This window comes from Geobacillus sp. C56-T2, assembly GCF_007829715.1.
Taxonomy (GTDB): Bacteria; Bacillota; Bacilli; order Bacillales; family Anoxybacillaceae; genus Geobacillus; species Geobacillus icigianus.
Map to the genome: position 1 here is coordinate 1 of NZ_VJWB01000003.1, position 18,595 is coordinate 18,595.

18 protein-coding genes and 2 pseudogenes are annotated in these 18,595 nt (G+C 39.4%); 5 read left to right on the forward strand and 15 right to left on the reverse strand.

Annotation, left to right across the window (positions count from 1 at the left end; genetic code table 11):
- Positions 1 to 176: 176 nt before the first annotated feature.
- Positions 177 to 602: a very short patch repair endonuclease gene (locus tag GC56T2_RS17440; protein ID WP_023634600.1), complete on the reverse strand. Its 426-nt coding sequence runs from the start codon at positions 600 to 602 to the stop codon at positions 177 to 179.
- A gap of 122 nt (positions 603 to 724) precedes the next feature.
- On the opposite strand from GC56T2_RS17440, the gene GC56T2_RS18270 reads away from it, so the two are divergent.
- The 3 genes and pseudogenes from GC56T2_RS18270 (at position 725) to GC56T2_RS17460 (ending at position 4,109) form a co-directional block, all read left to right on the forward strand.
- Positions 725 to 1,120, forward strand: a complete 396-nt coding sequence (locus GC56T2_RS18270; RefSeq protein WP_255516162.1) for a hypothetical protein — start codon at positions 725 to 727, stop codon at positions 1,118 to 1,120.
- Between the two features lie 348 nt (positions 1,121 to 1,468).
- Positions 1,469 to 2,067: pseudogene (locus GC56T2_RS17450) on the forward strand (RsfA family transcriptional regulator).
- A gap of 383 nt (positions 2,068 to 2,450) precedes the next feature.
- Complete coding sequence (locus GC56T2_RS17460; RefSeq protein ID WP_144977498.1) at positions 2,451 to 4,109, forward strand: IS1634 family transposase; 1,659 nt, start codon at positions 2,451 to 2,453, stop codon at positions 4,107 to 4,109.
- 188 nt (positions 4,110 to 4,297) lie between these two features.
- Here GC56T2_RS17460 and GC56T2_RS17470 read toward each other — a convergent pair whose 3' ends face one another.
- The 6 genes from GC56T2_RS17470 to GC56T2_RS17490 form a co-directional block, all read right to left on the reverse strand.
- A complete protein-coding gene (locus GC56T2_RS17470) occupies positions 4,298 to 5,572 on the reverse strand; it encodes a Clp protease N-terminal domain-containing protein (protein WP_012301099.1) in 1,275 nt (424 codons plus the stop codon).
- A gap of 1 nt (position 5,573) precedes the next feature.
- Complete coding sequence (locus tag GC56T2_RS17475; RefSeq protein WP_012301098.1) at positions 5,574 to 6,833, reverse strand: MFS transporter; 1,260 nt, start codon at positions 6,831 to 6,833, stop codon at positions 5,574 to 5,576.
- 5 nt (positions 6,834 to 6,838) lie between these two features.
- Complete coding sequence (locus tag GC56T2_RS17480) at positions 6,839 to 7,582, reverse strand: phosphorylase family protein (protein WP_012301097.1); 744 nt, start codon at positions 7,580 to 7,582, stop codon at positions 6,839 to 6,841.
- A 26-nt stretch (positions 7,583 to 7,608) separates the two neighbouring features.
- The gene (locus tag GC56T2_RS17485; RefSeq protein ID WP_012301096.1) at positions 7,609 to 8,829 is read right to left on the reverse strand and encodes a tRNA lysidine(34) synthetase; all 1,221 of its coding nucleotides are present in this window, start codon (positions 8,827 to 8,829) and stop codon (positions 7,609 to 7,611) included.
- 94 nt (positions 8,830 to 8,923) lie between these two features.
- A complete protein-coding gene (locus GC56T2_RS17910) occupies positions 8,924 to 9,067 on the reverse strand; it encodes a hypothetical protein (RefSeq protein WP_012301095.1) in 144 nt (47 codons plus the stop codon).
- A gap of 22 nt (positions 9,068 to 9,089) precedes the next feature.
- Entirely contained in the window at positions 9,090 to 9,629 is a 540-nt protein-coding gene (locus tag GC56T2_RS17490; RefSeq protein ID WP_144977502.1) for a class I SAM-dependent methyltransferase, read from the reverse strand.
- 128 nt (positions 9,630 to 9,757) lie between these two features.
- Between GC56T2_RS17490 and GC56T2_RS17495 the strand changes: the two genes are divergently transcribed.
- The gene (locus tag GC56T2_RS17495) at positions 9,758 to 10,948 is read left to right on the forward strand and encodes an ISL3 family transposase (RefSeq protein WP_144973182.1); all 1,191 of its coding nucleotides are present in this window, start codon (positions 9,758 to 9,760) and stop codon (positions 10,946 to 10,948) included.
- A 167-nt stretch (positions 10,949 to 11,115) separates the two neighbouring features.
- Here GC56T2_RS17495 and GC56T2_RS17500 read toward each other — a convergent pair whose 3' ends face one another.
- The 4 genes from GC56T2_RS17500 to GC56T2_RS17515 form a co-directional block, all read right to left on the reverse strand.
- The gene (locus GC56T2_RS17500; protein WP_144977505.1) at positions 11,116 to 12,354 is read right to left on the reverse strand and encodes a hypothetical protein; all 1,239 of its coding nucleotides are present in this window, start codon (positions 12,352 to 12,354) and stop codon (positions 11,116 to 11,118) included.
- Positions 12,351 to 12,662 (reverse strand): hypothetical protein, encoded by a 312-nt coding sequence (locus GC56T2_RS17505; protein WP_012301093.1) that lies wholly within the window; start codon positions 12,660 to 12,662, stop codon positions 12,351 to 12,353. Before GC56T2_RS17505 ends, GC56T2_RS17500 begins: the two co-directional genes overlap by 4 nt.
- Complete coding sequence (locus GC56T2_RS17510; RefSeq protein WP_012301092.1) at positions 12,643 to 13,308, reverse strand: hypothetical protein; 666 nt, start codon at positions 13,306 to 13,308, stop codon at positions 12,643 to 12,645. The genes GC56T2_RS17505 and GC56T2_RS17510 overlap by 20 nt, the downstream gene beginning before the upstream one ends.
- A gap of 318 nt (positions 13,309 to 13,626) precedes the next feature.
- Positions 13,627 to 14,862 (reverse strand): IS256 family transposase, encoded by a 1,236-nt coding sequence (locus GC56T2_RS17515; RefSeq protein ID WP_031406929.1) that lies wholly within the window; start codon positions 14,860 to 14,862, stop codon positions 13,627 to 13,629.
- Between the two features lie 167 nt (positions 14,863 to 15,029).
- Here GC56T2_RS17515 and GC56T2_RS17520 point away from each other — a divergent pair, with 167 nt between their 5' ends.
- Positions 15,030 to 15,752: a nucleotidyltransferase domain-containing protein gene (locus tag GC56T2_RS17520; protein ID WP_012301091.1), complete on the forward strand. Its 723-nt coding sequence runs from the start codon at positions 15,030 to 15,032 to the stop codon at positions 15,750 to 15,752.
- A 31-nt stretch (positions 15,753 to 15,783) separates the two neighbouring features.
- Here the strand turns inward: GC56T2_RS17520 and GC56T2_RS17525 are convergent, their stop codons facing one another.
- The 4 genes and pseudogenes from GC56T2_RS17525 to GC56T2_RS17540 all read right to left on the reverse strand — a co-directional run bounded on the left by GC56T2_RS17525 (position 15,784) and on the right by GC56T2_RS17540 (position 18,556).
- Positions 15,784 to 16,917: an IS4 family transposase gene (locus GC56T2_RS17525; protein WP_144977509.1), complete on the reverse strand. Its 1,134-nt coding sequence runs from the start codon at positions 16,915 to 16,917 to the stop codon at positions 15,784 to 15,786.
- Between the two features lie 462 nt (positions 16,918 to 17,379).
- Positions 17,380 to 17,679: an IS3 family transposase gene (locus tag GC56T2_RS18415; protein WP_139761701.1), complete on the reverse strand. Its 300-nt coding sequence runs from the start codon at positions 17,677 to 17,679 to the stop codon at positions 17,380 to 17,382.
- Positions 17,660 to 18,205: pseudogene (locus GC56T2_RS17535) on the reverse strand (IS3 family transposase); the annotation flags it as partial. The gene GC56T2_RS18415 and the pseudogene GC56T2_RS17535, both read right to left, overlap by 20 nt.
- A gap of 15 nt (positions 18,206 to 18,220) precedes the next feature.
- The gene (locus tag GC56T2_RS17540; protein WP_144977512.1) at positions 18,221 to 18,556 is read right to left on the reverse strand and encodes a helix-turn-helix domain-containing protein; all 336 of its coding nucleotides are present in this window, start codon (positions 18,554 to 18,556) and stop codon (positions 18,221 to 18,223) included.
- Positions 18,557 to 18,595 lie beyond the last annotated feature (39 nt).

Sequence of the window (18,595 nt, forward strand, 5' to 3'; positions counted from 1 at the left end):
CTTATAATTTTGCTTAATATTTTTTGCAATAAATTTTTGTTCCTCCTGGAATTATGAAGCAAAAAATTCCTCCCCCTCCTCCAATTAACATCATAGTTTTTATCTTTGTATAATACATAAACCTTATAAGGTTATAATTTTCTACAAATAAAAAAACGCTTGTTGCATCCAAGCGCTCATCCATCCATGGCTTGATCAATGAAATTCTTTATTTGCTTTATTGTTTGATCAAAATCCTGTTTCAAATCATGCTCCCACACTCTCAAGCAATTCCAGCCCATTTTTCTATAATATTCGTTGACTTCTTGATCCCTATTTTTGTTTCTCAAGAGCTTTTTTTCCCAATATTCCCTATTGCTTTCAGGCATATTTCCGTGCAGTGGACATCCATGCCAGAAACATGAATCAATGAAGATGGCGACTTTATACTTTTTGATGGAGATATCAGGTTTCCCAAGGAGGGTCTTGTCGTTCTTTCTAAATCGATATCCTTCCCTCCAGAGGGCTTTTGAGACCGTATCTTCCAACTGCGAGCGCGACTTTATGGCTTTCATGGTCTTGGAACGTTGCTCTTTGGTAAGATTGTCGCTCAAATGGATCACCCCAGTCAGCGAAGCCTTTCAGAAGCGTATATTTACTACTGATTATATCAGATAAACGAAATCCGCGCCGGCCTGTCCGCGGATGCCGCTTGCAAGCATGACCATCCATAGCCGTGCGAAGCGTGACCGAAGAAGCCAATGCATTGCACCGCTGCTTGAAGCAACAAATCATTAAACGAATAAGTGATGATAAAAATAATAGAGTATACATTAAAATAATTAAAACAATAAATAAACGTTTATTTCATCTTTTCTTCCAACAAACAAAAGTTTCGTGGTTCGCACGAAGATTCCATTTCCGCGCCGGTCTTCCCGGCTGGCCGCCTTCTGGCCCTTGGCCATCCGGCCGGAGCCTGGGGAAGCCCGGCGCTCAGCCGCTCGGAGAAGCTGCTTGCGATCCAGAACCTTCCGCTGTCCACGGCCGTGCGAAGCAGAATCAAGGAGTTGCTCAAAGCACCGCCGCGATCAATAATGATGTTTATTGTTTTATTTTTTGTCTGACATTAAATATTGGTTAATTTTCGACAAAAAGCGACAGATAGGTGTAGCTGCACCGGCGCTTCCGTTTCCTTTTGGTCCGGGTCCCCGGGGCGGTGTGATGGTCGGCTGGCAGCCGGAAAGGCTCAGCCACTGCAAGCCCAAGCGCCGAAGCCCTCGCCTTCCGGCTCGGTCCAGCCTATCACACCGCCCTTCCCGGCCCAAAAGACTACGGGTCGCCGGTGACCGAGGAAAGAGTGTTGAGCACATTGAGACGATATCCATATAACTATTTTCCGGCTTAAACTTATCGCATAATATACATTATCTCCTATCTTTTCTACTAGTTGCATAACATATAGTAAAAAAGAAACTGGAGGACAAAAATGATGAAGAACGTACGCCAAGATGCATGGAAGCAAGACAAAGATTTGCTGTTGGCTGAAGTCGTATTGCGCTATATTCGCAAAGGGGGGACTCAGCTCGCCGCATTTAAGGAAGTAGGGCGCCTTCTATCGCGGACGCCGGCCGCCTGCGGATTTCGCTGGAATTCATACGTGCGGAACAATACAAAGAAGCGATTGAACTAGCGAAAAGGCAGCGGAAGGAAAAGAAAAAGGAAATTATCGTAGCAGTGGAGCAAGAGAAGGAAAAAAACGAAGAAACGGCTGAAAACAAATTAACATGGAGGGATGTAATCGTATTTTTAGAAGCCCAAAGGACAGATGCATTTGATTATCAGCGGTTAGAGGATGAAAACCGTACGTTAAAAAGAGATATGGAGCAGCTGCAGCAAACGGTGACAAAGCTGCAGTTGGAAAAGGAGTCTTTACAGAAAGAGCTTGCCGTTATTCAAAAAGATTATAAGATGCTTATCGGGATTATGGAACGGGCAAGAAAAATGGTTATACTTGAAGAAGATGAGCATGCGCGAAAAGTAAAATTCCAAATGGAGAAAAATATAGTACTCGAAAAAGTTGAAAAGTAACCGTAAATATGAACATTCGTAGCTTTCGTAAAGGATATTGGTTGCAAGTGAAGGAAAATTGTCAGCAAGGAATTGCGGCAGAACAAGCAACAGTTGAAACGACAGTACCATCTTTCGAAAAATGAAAATCGACTATTGCCGCAAATGTAATAAATCCATTTCATTAGCCCCCTAATAAATTTGGTCACTGTACAAGGTTGTTTTTTATCTTCGTGGTGACCAAATGAAGGGGGCTTTTATATAGATGTACGCAAGAAGATATTCGAAGGAATTTAAGTTGCAACTCACATTTCGCACCCTCCCAACGAAAATCGGGAGGATTTTTTGTGTCCATCGTCGAATGAATCCTTGACATACAAGGAAAGTGAAGGAGTTTTTCTCTCATGAACGTTCAAGTCAAAAAGGTCTATCGCAATTATTATTTGAATATAATAAGTGCCCTATTCAAGAAACTGGGCCTGCCCCAATTGATTGACCATCTCGTTCCCGTTGATCCACAGTGCCAGACTCGAGTCAGCGATGCCGTTCAGGCCATCATCTACAATATGTTTGACGGCCGGCAAGCCCTCGTTCACGTGGAACGATGGGCTCAGGAGATCGATCTAGAGAAACTCATCCGTCCCGGTCTCCATCCTTCCTGGTTGAACGACGATGCCTTGGCTCGTCATCTCGACCGCTTGTATGAGGCCGATATTCACAAGGTGATCAGCACTTGCTTGATTCACATTTATCGCAAAGAAGGCCTTTCCCTCCGAGCCTTCCACGCCGATACGACGGACAAGACCGTTTACGGCGCGTATGAATCGGCCTCGTTAGAGGCCTTACAAATCACACATGGCTACAACCGCCATCATCGTTGGCAAAAACAGATCGGTTTCGGACTGGTCGGCAACGAGGACGGCATCCCGTTTTACGGCGATGTGCACGATGGCAACCTGCCCGATAAAACATGGAATCCCGAGGTGCTGTCTCGTGTCCATGAACAGCTGAAGCAGGCCAAAATCGAAGACGAATGGATTTACGTGGCCGATTCTGCCGCGATGACGAAAGAGACCCTGGCGCAAACCAAAGCGGCCAACGCCTTTTTGATCACCAGAGGCCCTTCGTCGCTCCGGATCGTGAAAACCGCGCTGGCCGAAGCGGATGCTGAGGACACGACGTGGAGCGATCCCTTTACGTTGGCGGAGAGAAACGGCGCCACGTACCGGGTATGGGAAACGGCCTCGACGTATGAAGGCCACCCCGTTCGGCTGATCGTTGTTGAATCGAGCGCGCTCGACCAGCGAAAAGGAAAGACGCTTGAAAAAGAACGAACCAAAGAAGCGGAGCTTCTTCGCGAGGAACAAGCCCGTTGGGAGCGTCACCCCTTCTCCTGCCGGGAAGATGCCGAACAAGCCTTGGCGTCCCTCAAGGCGTCCCTTCGCCCCCGGTTTCATCGGGTTGAGGCCGCGGTCGAAGAGATCGTACGCCTGAAAAAACGGCGCGGACGGCCGAAAAAAGGGGCGGAACCCGAGGTGGAGACGCTGTATTTCTTGCACCTTGACGTCGAATTCGACCAAGACGCGTGGGAACAGGCGAGACGGAAAGCGTCCCGGTTTGTCCTTGTCACGACCGTTCCGAAGGAATGGAAGGGCCAACCCATGGATGCCCAAGAGATCTTGAAGCTGTATAAAGGGCAGATCTCGGTGGAAATGAACTTCGCTTTTTTGAAAGATCCGTTTTTCACGGATGAGATTTACGTCAAAAAACCAGAACGGGTCGCAGTATTAGGCTATTTGTTTCTGTTGGCCTTGGCTATTTACCGCGTTTTTCAGCGCCGAGTGCGTCAGTTTATTACTCCAGAACACCCGTTGAAGGGTCCTGGAGGCCGCAAGCTGACCCGGCCGACGGGACAGGCGATTTTTCAGCTGTTTCAATATGTGAACGTCGTCCTGTTCAAGCTGCCGGATGGGCGCATCCAACGCTCACTGGATCGCTCCCTTACCCCTGATCAGCGAAGGATTCTGCAGGGATTGGGCATGGATGAGAGCATCTACGTGTAACGTGATACGGAACGATCAGTGATGGTAAAAAAAGGATTGCCATCGCTCGTTGTGTTGGTCAAAAAGTTATTCTGAAAAACTAAATAAAAAATCCTTTGTTTTGACCTTGTTAGGGTGCGAAATGTGAGTTGCAAGTGGTGAAAGAAGTGCTTCTTCACTGTTTTTTCATGAGTGTCTCCCTTTTAACGTCAAGTGATATATGTTCCTCTATCTTCACATATTAGTAAATCAGAAGTTGCGCGTTCAATGTCTAGCTTACTAATCTTATAAACCTCATTATAAGTAAATTTATGACTATTTTTTGCCCCAACGTAATCTAATAAGTCGATTGCTTTATCAGGGAAATATCGGTCTGGAAAGTATTTATCAGCTAATTCAACTATTTCTTCTAATACCTCCTGACTATAAAAAACATTATGGTATTTACCGTATTCATGAGATAAAACACTAAGAATTTTTAACGTTTCTGTTTTAGAAGGTTCCTGTAAAGGTATCCTTTGAAACCTTCTATCAAGAGCAGCATCTTTTTTAAAATATTTTTCGTATTCTTCTTCAGTGGTAGCACCTATACAAATAAAGTTACCGGTTGCTAATACCGGTTTTAGTATATTCGATGCATCTAATCCACCAGGAACAGCACCGGCACCTATCAAAGTATGAATCTCATCTATAAATAGAACTATATTAGGGTACATACTTAACTCCTCTACTATACCTACTAACCGTTCTTCAAACTCCCCACGAAATTTGGTACCAGCGACAAGGCTTGCCAAACTTAGGCTCTTTATCTTTAAATTATAGAGTTTTTTAGAAACCTCTTTAGATGTTATTCGGATAGCTAACCCTTCAACCAATGAGGTTTTCCCTACTCCTGGCAAACCGGTAATTACGATGTTTCTCTTTTTCTTTTTTAGAAGTACAGTTTGCAATATATCAATTTCTTTTTCTCGCCCTACTGGAAAAGATAACTTTCCTTTAGTACTTAAATCAGTTAGGTCAATACAATATTTATCTAAATTAGGCGTATTATAGTAAGTGCTAGTTAAAGATTCTCCATTAATATACTCTAAACAGAGAGATTTTATTCTCAGGGGATCCCCTCCAATTTTTTTAATAATATTGGTTCCTGTACAATCAGTACTTATGAGTGAATATAATAAGTGTTGTGTATCTATTATGTTTTGGTGGTGTTCTGCGAGAGATAGCATGCTCTTATAGATTTTTTCACCATTTTCAGAATACATTCTACCTGGTTTGATTGATGTTAATTTAGATTCTATTTCCTTTTTTACTACGTCCAAATCGATACCGGCATTAATTAGTATCTGTGCTGAATTAAATTTAGTATCTGCAATCAATCCCCATAATAGGTGTTCAGATTTAATTTCCGATACACCAAATTTCCACGCTTGTTGCTTAGCTAATGATAAAGAATTTTGTAAATCGGAACTGAACATTTTCATTTCAGATCCCCTCTTTAAAAGGTTCAATTTGATTAGAAATATTTCTTTTTAAGGATTGTATATATAAAACTCCTAATATACTCACTATTAATAAAAATATTCCTGTACATAGGAATAAAATATTTACGCTTAGAACCTTAGGTACTATTAATCCAATTAATAATGTTATTAGCGGGAAAATTGCGGATGTCACAAAGTAGTTAAAGCTTAATACACGCCCTAAAAAACTTCCGTCTGTACTTTCTGTAATAATGGTTTGAAAACTGGAGTTTTGAACCATTACCACGACTCCAAAAACAATGAATGTTATGAATAGAACATAGAAGTTTATAGGAAAAAACATTACAAAGAATAAGATAGGGAAAAGTAATAGAGAAGTAGTAGCTAGGTTGAAACTATTTAATCTCTTTTGGATATTTCCAATTAAGACACCTGCAAAAATTGCTCCTATTGCATATGCACCTTCAATAATCCCAAAATGAGTACTAGTTAATTTCAACTGAGAGTGAACGTAGTAACTAAGAAATGTATTAATTACTACCATTCCTAACCCTGGTCCTAATCCAATTAACAAAAATGTATATACCTTCTTATTTGTTCGCAGATAAGTTAATCCCTCTTTTATATCTTTAAATAAAGTAAATTGTACAGATATACTATGTTGTTCATTTTTAATTTCTCTATCCTCAGGGAAAGATAAAAAAATAAAGATAGAAACTATATAGGTACAAGCATCTATTATTAAAATTATTGGAAATGCAAAAAGGTTTAATAGGAAGCCACTAAGTGAGGCGCCAACTAGATATCCCCCCTGTAAACAGGCACCTCGGTATGCAGAAGCTTGAAGAAATTTTTCTCTAGGTATAATATCTTTGATGAGAGAGGAGACAGCAGGAAAGAAGAAATTGCTTCCTGCTGTTACACATAAAATTCCAATTAACAATCCTGCTATTGTAAAACTAGGAAATACTAGAATTATGACAGCAGTAATAATTTGTGTTAACGCTCTAAATAAGTTAGATATAATAATAATTTTTTTTCTGCTGAATCGATCAGCCATAACACCTGCAATGGGAGTAAACACCAAACCAGTAAGTGTTTTTAGAATGATATATAATCCTACATATGTAGGATTATCGGTAATAATTATTAGTGTCCAGAGAATGGCGATTTCCACCATACCATTACCTAAAAAATTAACTAAATTTTCTAGTAGCCATAATCTTATTAGACGATCTAATGATCTTCCTTTAAGAACCACTTACGTCAACTCCTCTGTTGAAAATAATCACATACTATTTGGACGGCTTGATCCAACACAATTTTCCTGCCAGAGAATACGATATCCCAATCTTTAATACTTTCGTTATTAATAATTAACAAATCAGTTAAATTAACCCCTCTGAAGTTACAGACAGAATGAAGAGCAGCTCCTTCCATATCAACAAACTCATATCCTTTTTTTTGTAGTATAGAGAATAGCTGTTTAGTTTCCATGTAAGGCGCATCTATACTAACTCCTAGAGAAGAAGTTATACTACTTGATATTAGATAATTATAAAAATTATTATCGAAAGCAGCCGTAATATACTCACTTCCTCCGTAATACTTAGAGGTGCCTTCTAATGAAAGATATCCTTTAGATGTAACTAAGTCTCCTATTTTTAAATTTTCTGATATAGAACAAGCTAAGCCAATCCTTATAATATTTTGGACACCTAAAGCTATGAGTTCTTCAAGTTGTAAAGTAGCAGCCGGAGCTCCTACTCTAATTGCTGCAATACTTAAATCTTTATTTCCGAATTCAGTGTAAAACAGAGGATAATATGGGTGATATACCCATTCTCTTACAATATCAGCTGAACATAAAGAAGCAATTTTAGTAGCAAGTTCAGGATTGTGAGTAATTATTATATTTTTAGAAATATTCAAATCAATAATGTCTATTCCCTTTTGTTCTAAATATTTGCTTAAGACTTTTTTGGGTGTAAAAATATAGTTTCTAATCATATTATTTACCTTTCTATTTGTAGTTTTTACTTCTTTTTGTGATAATCAATAGCCCCATATTCCTCAAACAATTGACAGACATCACAAAGTTCTGGGGGTTCATATCCAATTTGATTGAGTAAAGTTCCTCCACAGTTCTTACATTCTGAAAAGGTGATCTTATCATTCCATAATTTCTGTAAATTTCTAAATCCATGATAAAAATGATGCTCTATACCTGGCCAAATATCCTGCATATAATCTGTCATAGCATAGTAGAAGTGTCTTAAAGCGGGACCTACATTAAAGCGACTCGGTGGCCCCTGTTTAGTTAAGTGTTCTGCTTCTGAATATAGATAAAGATTTAATTCCTTTTTGGGGAATAGCCATAATGGGTATATATAATCTATGTTCCCAATTCTTCTTACAGGCATTGCACCAGTAAGATAACCTGTTGAATAACAGGAAAGCACCGTAGCTAAACAATCCTCTTCATTTAATGCTAAAGCCACTTTATTTGCGTTTAGCCTTTCTGCTGCTCTTCGAAGCATGTGCCTTATCATGTGATGTCCAATCCAAATAACATGCATTGCATCAGGACCGTGCAATAGTTCATCAAGTACTTCCGATATTGGTGCTTTAAGATTAAATTCCTGTTGTATATCCTCTGGTTCTACAACATATTGCTCTATTCCAAATTTATTACTTAGCTCTTTTGTATACCCGAAAGCTGTTTCATCATCCCAGTCTGGTAATCCTCTCAGGGTTACATTTGTTATTTTATGGTTAGGTAACTTATTTAATATCTTTTGCCTCGCAACTAAGAAGGCTGTACTATCTCTACCGCCAGAAAAACCTAAAACTATGTGATCGTTTTCTTCAATCATTTTGTCAGTGATTAAAGTATTGGCAAGCTGTGTTTCAATATAATGGGCCAGAGATTCTTCGTTAAATTGTTTTTCAATTCTATGAACATTTCCATTTTTGAACCATAAAATTGGTTTGGTATATATAGGATTTTGAGTTTCATGTTTTTCTGTTTCCATTAGCATGATATGTACCAAATCATATCCTCTATTCATTTCCAGATAGATAATGTCATCTTCTTGTAGTATTATATCTTCTGTGACTATTTTATTCCCTTTTCGAGCTGTAACAGAATTTCTAGGAATTTTCGTACTATAAAGTACATCTGATAATTTCTGTCCTTTTGAGGCATCAAAAGTAAACATTCTTCCTAACTTATCTTTATAAATGACTTGTGCCATATTATCAGCTCCTTATCCATAATTTAGGAGACTGTGCTCTAAAAAAGAGCACAGTCTTTACTTTAGGTACTGAAAATAAATCGAATCCAGAGGGTTACCAGCTTGTTATTGGGTCGGTTGCACAAGTGCGGAATCTGAGCAAATCTTCTTGAACTTTTTCTTCAACCATTGCTTTAATATCAAGAGTTTCTAAAGATGTTTCATTGTTAAGGAATTCAATAATTTCCGTTTTTTTCATATTATCACCTCCTTTCAAATTACTATTTTGTAATAAAACTTAGTTTTGATTCGTTCCCTTTTCTCCTAGCTAACACCATATATCCGTCCATTTTACTATTATCATTAATCCAAGGTATTTTACGTGCGTAAACGATGTCAAAATCATTCCCAAGGATATTTGTAACCCTATCTTTATTTAATCCCAAAATGTATCCACTTATCGTTCCCCTCAATGTTGGGCTAATATAGTGAGGGAAAGGATTTTCAGAATAAATTCCTCGTAAGAAAAGCCACCCGCCAGGTTTAATAATTCTTTTTATCTCTTTTAACCATGCTAACTGTTCTTGATCTGTAAATAAGTGTTGGAATGTTCCTCTATCATTGACAAAATCAACCGAATTAGAATTAACTCCGGTATTTTGCAGGTTGCAACATTTAAAAGTCATATTTTCGTGTTTATATCTATTCTCAGCTAAATTAATAGCTATCTCAGAAATATCTATTCCTGTTGTTATTAAACCATTTTGAGCCATAAAGTAAGTTTCTGCACCAATTCCACATCCTATGTCCACTGCGTTTATTTGACTAAAGGTATTATCTCTTTTGGTTCATCACCAAATTTTGTGATTTAGTGACAAAAAAGAGAAAGCACTGACGAGATCCTGGCAATAATGTTAGCGGTGAAATCAACATTAAGGAGGTCTCGTAAGTGCTTTCTATACCACTAGGATTGCCAGAATTTAAAGTGATTAAACAAGAACTTCATTCCTATGGTTATGCGATTCATGTAGAGAAAACAGAGACACAGGAACATTGCCCTCATTGTGGGTTTGCCACTTCCTCTGTCCACGACAGACGGACAAGAAAAGTACGGGATTTGGCGATTTTCCATCAACCGGTGTACTTGTTCGTGAAAATAAAGCGCTATCGGTGCTGGAATTGCTCTCAAGTGTTTTCCGCCTCTTTGGAATCGGTTCAACCCAATCAGCACTACACCAACCGATTTTGTGAGTACTTGTATGAACTTTGTGAAGGTTCCACCATTCAAGAGGTGAGCCGAAAGCACCGTATCCCATATACGACATTGGAACGCATCTATTACTCCATCGCATCGAAAAAAGCAAAAGAGCGTCAGACAGCGATAGAAACATCTTCTCAAGAAGAGATGGTGCTTAGCTTAGATGAAATCGCTGTAAAAAAGGGACATCAGTATGAAACCATATTGATGGATGCCAAAGCTGGATCCGTCATGGGAATGCATGCCGATCGCCAATGTGACTCCGCTATCCACTTGTTGAGCCAAAAGGTCCTGTCGAAAGAAAGGGTTCAAACGGTGATTCTTGACATGTGGGAACCTTATCATAAGGCGGTTCGTGCCCTGTTTCCATCTGCTTCGATTGTCATCGATAAGTACCATGTGGTTCAAAAAGTGACACAAGCCTTGGATCAAGCAAGAAAGGAATGTTCTCCATTGAAAAAGGCTCGATATCTTCTCTTGAAAGGCTGTGAAAAGCTTCGTCAGGACCAACGGCATCGATTAGACGATATCTTGGAGGAGTATCCGGTACTTTCCATTGCCTATTATCTGAAAGAGTTGTTTCGGGATTTTTACCGAACCGATGGATATAACGAAGCAAAGGAACGCTTGGAAGAATGGATTCAGTTAGCCAAACAGAGCCCTTTTGCTTCTTTTCAGGAAGTAGCCAACACGCTTGAAAGGTGGAAGGAGCCGATTCTTTCCTACTTTTTGTGCCCCTATACCAATGCCCGAATCGAGGGAACGAATCACAAGATCAAAAACATCAAACGCCGGGCATATGGCTATCGAAATCGGGAACGGTTTCGTTTGCGTGTATTTCTGGAGTGTATAGGGAACACTACAGGTAGTCAGGCTGCCTAAACGCTCCCTTCTTCCGCTCTCGGTATGATCGTTGGTAGAATGGAACCCGTCAAGGAAAGCACTTGACTGTTTCCATTCTACCAACTTCGTGGTCTGTATGCGGAAGAAGGATCCTGACTGATGAACCTATTTCATCCAGCTAACATGTTTCTAGGATTGAGTGGAAATCACAGAAAATGGTGAAGACCCTCTCTTTTTAACAATTTAAATAGTGATTGAATTTCTTCAGACGGGCTTGTTATTACAGTCCGATAATATCTACCTGTCTTATATATTTCATTCCAAGCATCTTTACGACTTTTACCCATCCAACTTTCAACTTTGATTTCTGGTGCAGGTAATGGATCTATATGGTTTAATATAGATACTAATCCTAATTTTGTTAATTTATTTAAAGAGCTTATAGTTTGCTCTCTAGTTAAGTTAAGCTTTTTAGCCAACTCATTAATTCTAGTATAAGAATATTTATTATTTTTTAAAAATACAAATATTTTATTTTCGAAACCACTTAGTTTAATAGATAAGTCGTAGTCTTTATTAAATCGTGTTAATTCGCATATATGATCATTAACTGTTTGCAATTCTGAGGACAACCCATTAGGCGAAAGTAAAATATAAGTGTTGTCATTGATGTTTATATCTTGTTTTACTTTTATTTCACTAATACTAACTTTCGGTAGTTTAACAAGTATCCAACTAAGTAAAGGTTCACCTCTAGGTATAGTGACAGAATCCTGGTTATCAGGAATTTGAGAAAAGTCAATTTTTACAGGTATTTTAAGTGACCCCATTATTCTTGGAACAGATTCTGAAACGCCTTGATGTAAGACTACACCTGGAATATCTTTTTTGTGGGCAACAGGGGTGATAATAAGTGCATAATCTTTAGGGACATCTAGTAAAAAAACGCCTGAATCAATAATCCATGTATTTAATCTAATATCCCCCAAGACAAATAAACCTAGCGAAGCTTGGCTGTCTATTGGTTGCGGAAGTGTCATAAGACAAGCTGGAAACTCTGCAAAGCTTTTTTCTTCATTAGAAGATCTATTTAAAACGATCCCCTTTCCTTGGCGGGGGTGATAACGATATGTTGTATTATCTTCTTTTCCATAAAATTCTTTAATTTCAATAGAACCATCTCTGTAAAAAGTGGCAGTGTAAGGCATCCTAATTGTTATTCCAATTTCCTCACGTCTCATCATAGCCGGACATGATCTTTCATCGGCTAGAATATTAGGTACGTCTTTGTTAATCTCGCTCCATTTAGCTTTATATCCTATAGTAGGTTGTGGTATGTGATCATGATACAATGTATACTTTACCTCAAGATTTTCGCAGAAAGCTTCGCCGGAGAGAGGTACATATTTAGGGAAAGGACATTCATCTACTTTAGCTTTTGTCATATAATTACACCTTCTTCCACTACTATTAGAACTGTATCCTCCCAAGCTGGGTCTCCAGTTTCCCAATTGGAAGGGCAAGATTGATAGAGAATCTTGTCATTGTTGCTAAGTTTTATAACGCATTTATAGTTTCCAAAACTTTTTAATTTAAAATCTAATCTTTTATTACTTACTAAACCATCTAATAGGAGCACATCTTTATCCCTTATTGTTTTTAGTAAAATTCCATCACAAAAAATTTTTAATTCACCATTAACATCTTCAACCTCAACTTTTAAGGTATTACCTTTATCTAGTGTGATTTGCATGATTAATTTCACTCCTTGTGTATTTTAAAATTCTCTTTTCATACTCCTCTTTTTTTATTAAATTTGCTGCGTATGCCTTATTTAATATAATTATTTCCTCTTCTATCCATTTTTCAAAAACTATATTATTTTGTAAAAAACTGAGTAACAAATCTATGTATGCTTTGTCATAAAAAACAAATTCATGAGATATTCCTAAATACTCTATATCTTTTGATATTACCCGTTGAAACGAACGAATAAGACCCTGAATCATTCCATGGAATCTAAATAGTTTTGTTCTGACTTCAAGACCCGTATATTCTCTTGCTTTCTGGGAAGACAATAATTCGATTGGGATATTTAATATACCTTTTGCCTGATCAGTAGAAGAAAAGCGAAGTGAAGAGCATTCCATTAAAAGAGAGTTAGGTTTTTCTTTGTCTGATATCAATAGATTATTATGTTCATCTCTATAAACTGCTGCTCTTTTATTTACTAATAATTCATTTAAAATATTTTTTAATAAATTCTTGTCAAGCCAATAATTGAGATACTTATTTCCTCTTTCAGTTTTCGGCTCTATCCAAAAGCTTGAGTTTACTAATGTAGTTATTACAATATCAATAACCTTTTTTAGTTTAATTTCATGTATTCCTTCAGGCATAAAGATCCACCTACTTTATAAAAATCGATATGAAATAACCAATAAAAATTTACACAACTTAAATATTAAATATTCCAAAAAATTAACTATGTATAGGGCACTATTGGGTCAAGTCCAAATTATTGTGTAAATTCCCCTTTGATAGACAACATGGACCTGATGACTTGACGTATGGTAGGTAAGACTGGAAAGTCTCCCTGCCGGTCGCCTTCCCGGACAAATGATCATGTTGTCAAGGAACAGGCGTGTCAAGGAGCTTTCGCGGCATATCCTCGCTTCGCTCCGGTATTCCACGTTCTCCTTGACACGGCGTAGAGGTTATCCCACTCTCTTGATCGCCGGAGCCTCCTGATTCACCGATCGGACTCCTTGCTCTTTCGTTTTCCGCCACTGCCAATATTCAGCCATATCCAAGTATTTGCGCCCTGACATCCATTTTTCATCGATTTCGATCAACACGGCACCAACGAGGCGATACACCGATTCCCGGTTCGGAAAGATGCGGATGACCCGTTCTCTGCGGCGAATTTCTTCGTTCAGCCGTTCCACTCCGTTGGTCGTGCGCAGGCGCCGCCGGTAACGGTCCGGATAGTCCAATACGGCGGTGGCGTCTTCGAATCCCTCTTCGAGGATTTGCATGGCTTTTGGGGCTTTTTCTTCCCATTTGGCCAGCACTTGTTCCAATAACAGCCGGGCCGTTTGCTTATTTGGAGCATGAAGAATCCCACGAATCTCCTCGAGCAAGGCATCCTGCATATACTTTGGTGCGGCATCGAGGATATTACGAATAAAATGTGTCTGGCATCGTTGCCATGTAGCGCCTTGGAAATGCTTTTCAATGGCTTGCACCAGCCCACCGTGCTGATCCGAGATGATCAAGTCCACTCCCCGGAGTCCCCGGTCTTTCAGCCATCCGAAGAACTCGCTCCAGCTGGACTCCGATTCACTGTTTCCGATTTGCAGGCCAAGAATTTCTCGATATCCTTCCTCATTCACTCCTGTAGCGATCAACACGGCTCTGGAGCGTACTCGTCCATCCTCCCGGACTTTCGTATAAATAGCATCTACTAGCACAAACGGATACACGTGTTCATGAAGGGAACGATAATTCCAGTCTTGGATAATCGGATCCAGTCCCTTGCACAGTGAGGAGACCGTGGATTTGGAAAACGAAGTGCCGCATAATTCCTCCGTGATTTGAGTGATTTTTCGGGTAGACACCCCGTTTACCACCATTTCCATTAGTGCCAGTACCAGTGCTTGTTCGCTCCGTTGATACCGTTGGAACAGTTCCGTAGAGAACTCCCCATCTCTTGTCCGTGGAACGCGCAAGGTCAACCGTCCTACCCGGGTCGTCAGCTGGCGTGGATACGAACCGTTTCGATAGCCTTTTCGTTCTTCCGTTCGTTCATAACGGCGAGCTCCCAGCTGTTCTTCTACTTGTGCCTCGAGGATTTGATTGAGGACTTGTTCCAATAGCTTAGCTAATCCCTCATCTCTGGTGAATAACCCGTGCAAAAGTTCATCATTTAGGGTAATATGATATTGAGCCATGGTTGCATTCCTCCTTATGTTTGGTGTTTTTGGTCCACTGTTTATTCTACCAAAGGGGAAGCAACATGGCTCTTTTTCTATTTCCCTTTTTACACAATTATATGGACTTAACTCACTATTGAGTGGTAAAATATTCATAATACAAATATTCAAAAGGAGAGATAAATATGTCTTTACGGATACCGCCTATAGAAGCTGCTTTAAAATTTATAGATAACTATATCCCAAATTGTGATTTGGCTATCTTAGGGGGGAGTATAATTAGAGGAGATTACACAAATACTTCAGACCTAGACATTGTGGTAATTTGTAATGATGAAAACGCACCCTACAGAGAATCATTTATAGAATATAATTGGCCAATTGAGCTATTCGTACATACTAAAGCTTCACTGTACGAGTATTTTAATAGGGATTGTAAACGAGCAAGACCTTCATTACCAAGAATGTGTTGGGAAGGAGTTGTTATTAAAGACAAATTAGGATACAGTGAAGAAATCAAGAAGGAAGCTAAAAGACTACTTGACATGGGTCCTCCTAAATGGGAGCATCATGAAATTGAAGTTTCTAGATATGGCATATCAGAATTATTATATGACTTAGAAGGTTCTATTGATTATATTGAAGATATATTTACTGTAAATAAGTTAATTTATTCTATACATGAATTTGTACTAAGAACAAATAATTATTGGATAGGAGAGGGAAAATGGGTTTGGAGAGCACTGCAACAGTACGACATTAATTTTTGTTCTCAACTTGCTCAGGCACTTAATAATTTCTATAAAAATCACAATAAAGATGATCTAATCAACCTCTGTGATGAGGTATTGAGGCCATACGGTGGACGTTTGTTCAAAGGGTTTTCAATAGGAAAAAATCAAAAATAGTGAAAAGATTTTAGAATATCACGAGTGTTGATTATCCAAAATTATACATACGCCTTCCATAAATTTGGGCATACTCAAACAAAGCAGCGGCCATCCCGGATTTCCAATCGAGAGGAAGCTGCCCAGAGAAAAAACGGCGAACAAACGAAATGAAGGAAAGAGAGACGTTCGTCTGTTTTTTGGTTTGATCATACAGCCATCGCAGCAACACATACGCGATGAACGCCCCAAACAGCTGATTGTATACCGCATTTTCCGTCGTGCCAAACAAGATCGGGACATTCAGATATTGCTTCACCCAACGGAAAAAGACCTCAACAGTCCAACGTTGTTGGTACATGTCGGCAATGGTTTCCGCAGACGCATGGAAGAGGTTCGTCACGACCCGAATGTCGCGGCCATTTGCATCTCGAAAGATCACGACCCGGTGACGCTTGGTCGATCGGCATTGTTTCGTCCCCAACTGGCACGTGAAGTCGGCTTGAACCGATGAGGATGTGCTGGAAAGGCGTTTCAAGCTTTTTTTCTGATGAAGTTCGATGTTGTCCTTCATCCGAATGACAAAGAACTGATGCTGCTCTACAAATCGATCGAGGCGTTCGATTTTGAAATACGCCCGGTCTTCCACCAGCACTTGTTGAGCGTTCGTCAACTGTTCTCCCACTGGGCCATCATGACGCAGTCCGATGGTTTCCACCACGTCTGCCGGCAACGAGGATTCCGGCGAATACGCGACGTGCAGCTTCACTCCGGCGCGTTCGCCGTGATACGGCGCCCATGGCAGGCGGTTTTTCCCGACCGTGACGGTCGTCGAATCCACCACCCGAAGCGGTTTGGGAAACCGAAGCGAACGGCGGGTTTGGCGGTTGCACTTGGAAATGATCAACGCCAACAAGCGTTTCATGATGTCATAGGGAACTTCTTTCGCTTTCTTGGATACTGTGGAATAATGGAATCGCGGCAATCCATACAGAGGCCCCACATCGGCTCCGTGGCGAAAGCTTTTCCATTGATGCATGGCGGCCAGCAGGAAGAAGTGAATCAACTCGCGCAACGGAAAGGTTCGAGACGAATCACGATCCCCAACCGCTTCGGCAATCAGTTGAATCTCTTCATCCGAAACAAGTTTTTGCATCAAATTCGGGAGTGTGGTATGCTTGTTCATAGAGAGCACCTCCTGGGTTTGTTTGTGTCGTTACTCACATTCTACAGGAAAGGTGCTCTTTTTTCTATACCCTTTGGATTTTATTGGATAATCAACACGCCTGTTAGAATATTTTAATTTACACTGATCCTGTCAAAAAACTCATAATTACACAAAAATCACATAAAAATATTATTATAGATAGAAACTTTTTAACCATAGAAAGGAAGATGGAATATCATTGTGTTACCAATTGTATGAAGGAACATGTATTCACCCTAGATAGTAAATGCGCGTTTAAATATTGGTCGTTTACATTTGGAGGAATAACAATATTATTTCTAATGAAACGAAGAAGTATAATTGGATAAATTTACCGCAATCTAAAGTATAAAGAGAAAGGAAACTAGTGATTTAAGGAAAGGCTGACTCAAAATGGTCTTACCCCTGTCAAGTAGACAGTAATAAAAAAAGAATGATTCACTAAGCAGCCATACCCCTAAATTCGATCAGAGTAAGGTTGTTTAGTTTCTTTTGAAATCGTTTATGATTATAAAACGTGATATACCGTTCTACAGCTTTCCGTACCTCCATTGGGGTTTGAAAGCGATAGCGATAAAAACACTCGGTCTTAAAGTGGCTAAAAAAGCTTTCGATACAGGCATTATCGAAACAATTCCCTTTTCTAGTCATGCTTGCTTTTATGTTGTATTCTTGTAATAATTGGTGATATTTTTGGGAGATGTATTGGTATCCTTGATCACTATTGGAGGAGGAGACCATTTACATCTCGTTTTTTTATGGCTTTTTTTACCGTGTTTATTACAAGTGAAAGATCATTTCTTTCACTGATTTCATACCCTACGATCTCATTATTGTAGAGGTCTAAAATGGCAGATAAATATAAACGTTGTCCATTGAAAATCAGATATGTAATATCAGTCACCCATTTTTGGTTCGGTCTTTCAGCTGTAAACTCTCGGTTTAAATGATTTTTTGAAACCACATACGCTTCTTTTCTGCCGAAATACTTCCACTTTTTCCTTCTGATTTTGGCTTGGATTCCCATCTTTTTCATTAATCGATAGATACGCTTATGATTGATGTTTATGTTGTACTCACGTTGGAACCACGTTTTCAGCCTTAGATAGCCATAACTCCAATGGATTTCCTTGTCTGTTTCACACTCCATTATTTTATCCATGATCCATTGATCTTCTAATTGTTTTTTCGATGGTTCTGTCTGACGTTTCACCCATTTGTAATATCCAGCTGTAGAAACCCCTGCAATCTCACATAATAGGACAACCGGAAATTGAGTTCTTCATTCATGAATGATCGTAAACACTAAAGATTTTTCTTTTGTCGTATCAACCCCCTTTCTCACAGCCAAGAGCTTTTTTAAGTAGGCATTTTCTGCTTCTAAGCGTTTCATTTTCTCCTCTGGACTTGACGGATTTTTACGCAGTCTTCCCTTATTCGTTCCTATCGTTTTTCCTTGTTTTTCTTTCAGGCCCTTTATTCCTTCTCTTTGGTACTGATTCACCCATCTCTGTAACATCGAGTTATGAATATGAAAGTGTTTTAAAAGGTCACTTTGGCTCCAACCTTCATGAAGGTACTTATGAACAATGTCCATTTTAAATTCTGCAGAACTCACATTTCGCACCCTCCCAACGAAAATCGGGAGGATTTTTTG

Excerpts from the sequence above, each read along its gene's own strand:
- GC56T2_RS17505 (WP_012301093.1), bottom strand. The coding sequence starts at position 12,662 with ATGCAAATCACACTAGATAAAGGTAATACCTTAAAAGTTGAGGTTGAA.
- GC56T2_RS17520 (WP_012301091.1), top strand. The coding sequence starts at position 15,030 with ATGTCTTTACGGATACCGCCTATAGAAGCTGCTTTAAAATTTATAGAT.
- GC56T2_RS17525 (WP_144977509.1), bottom strand. The coding sequence starts at position 16,917 with ATGAACAAGCATACCACACTCCCGAATTTGATGCAAAAACTTGTTTCG.
- GC56T2_RS17470 (WP_012301099.1), bottom strand. The coding sequence starts at position 5,572 with ATGAAAATGTTCAGTTCCGATTTACAAAATTCTTTATCATTAGCTAAG.
- GC56T2_RS17485 (WP_012301096.1), bottom strand. The coding sequence starts at position 8,829 with ATGGCACAAGTCATTTATAAAGATAAGTTAGGAAGAATGTTTACTTTT.
- GC56T2_RS17500 (WP_144977505.1), bottom strand. The coding sequence starts at position 12,354 with ATGACAAAAGCTAAAGTAGATGAATGTCCTTTCCCTAAATATGTACCT.
- GC56T2_RS17480 (WP_012301097.1), bottom strand. The coding sequence starts at position 7,582 with ATGATTAGAAACTATATTTTTACACCCAAAAAAGTCTTAAGCAAATAT.
- GC56T2_RS17510 (WP_012301092.1), bottom strand. The coding sequence starts at position 13,308 with ATGCCTGAAGGAATACATGAAATTAAACTAAAAAAGGTTATTGATATT.
- GC56T2_RS17460 (WP_144977498.1), top strand. The coding sequence starts at position 2,451 with ATGAACGTTCAAGTCAAAAAGGTCTATCGCAATTATTATTTGAATATA.
- GC56T2_RS18415 (WP_139761701.1), bottom strand. The coding sequence starts at position 17,679 with ATGGTCTCCTCCTCCAATAGTGATCAAGGATACCAATACATCTCCCAA.
- GC56T2_RS17910 (WP_012301095.1), bottom strand. The coding sequence starts at position 9,067 with ATGAAAAAAACGGAAATTATTGAATTCCTTAACAATGAAACATCTTTA.
- GC56T2_RS17515 (WP_031406929.1), bottom strand. The coding sequence starts at position 14,862 with ATGGCTCAATATCATATTACCCTAAATGATGAACTTTTGCACGGGTTA.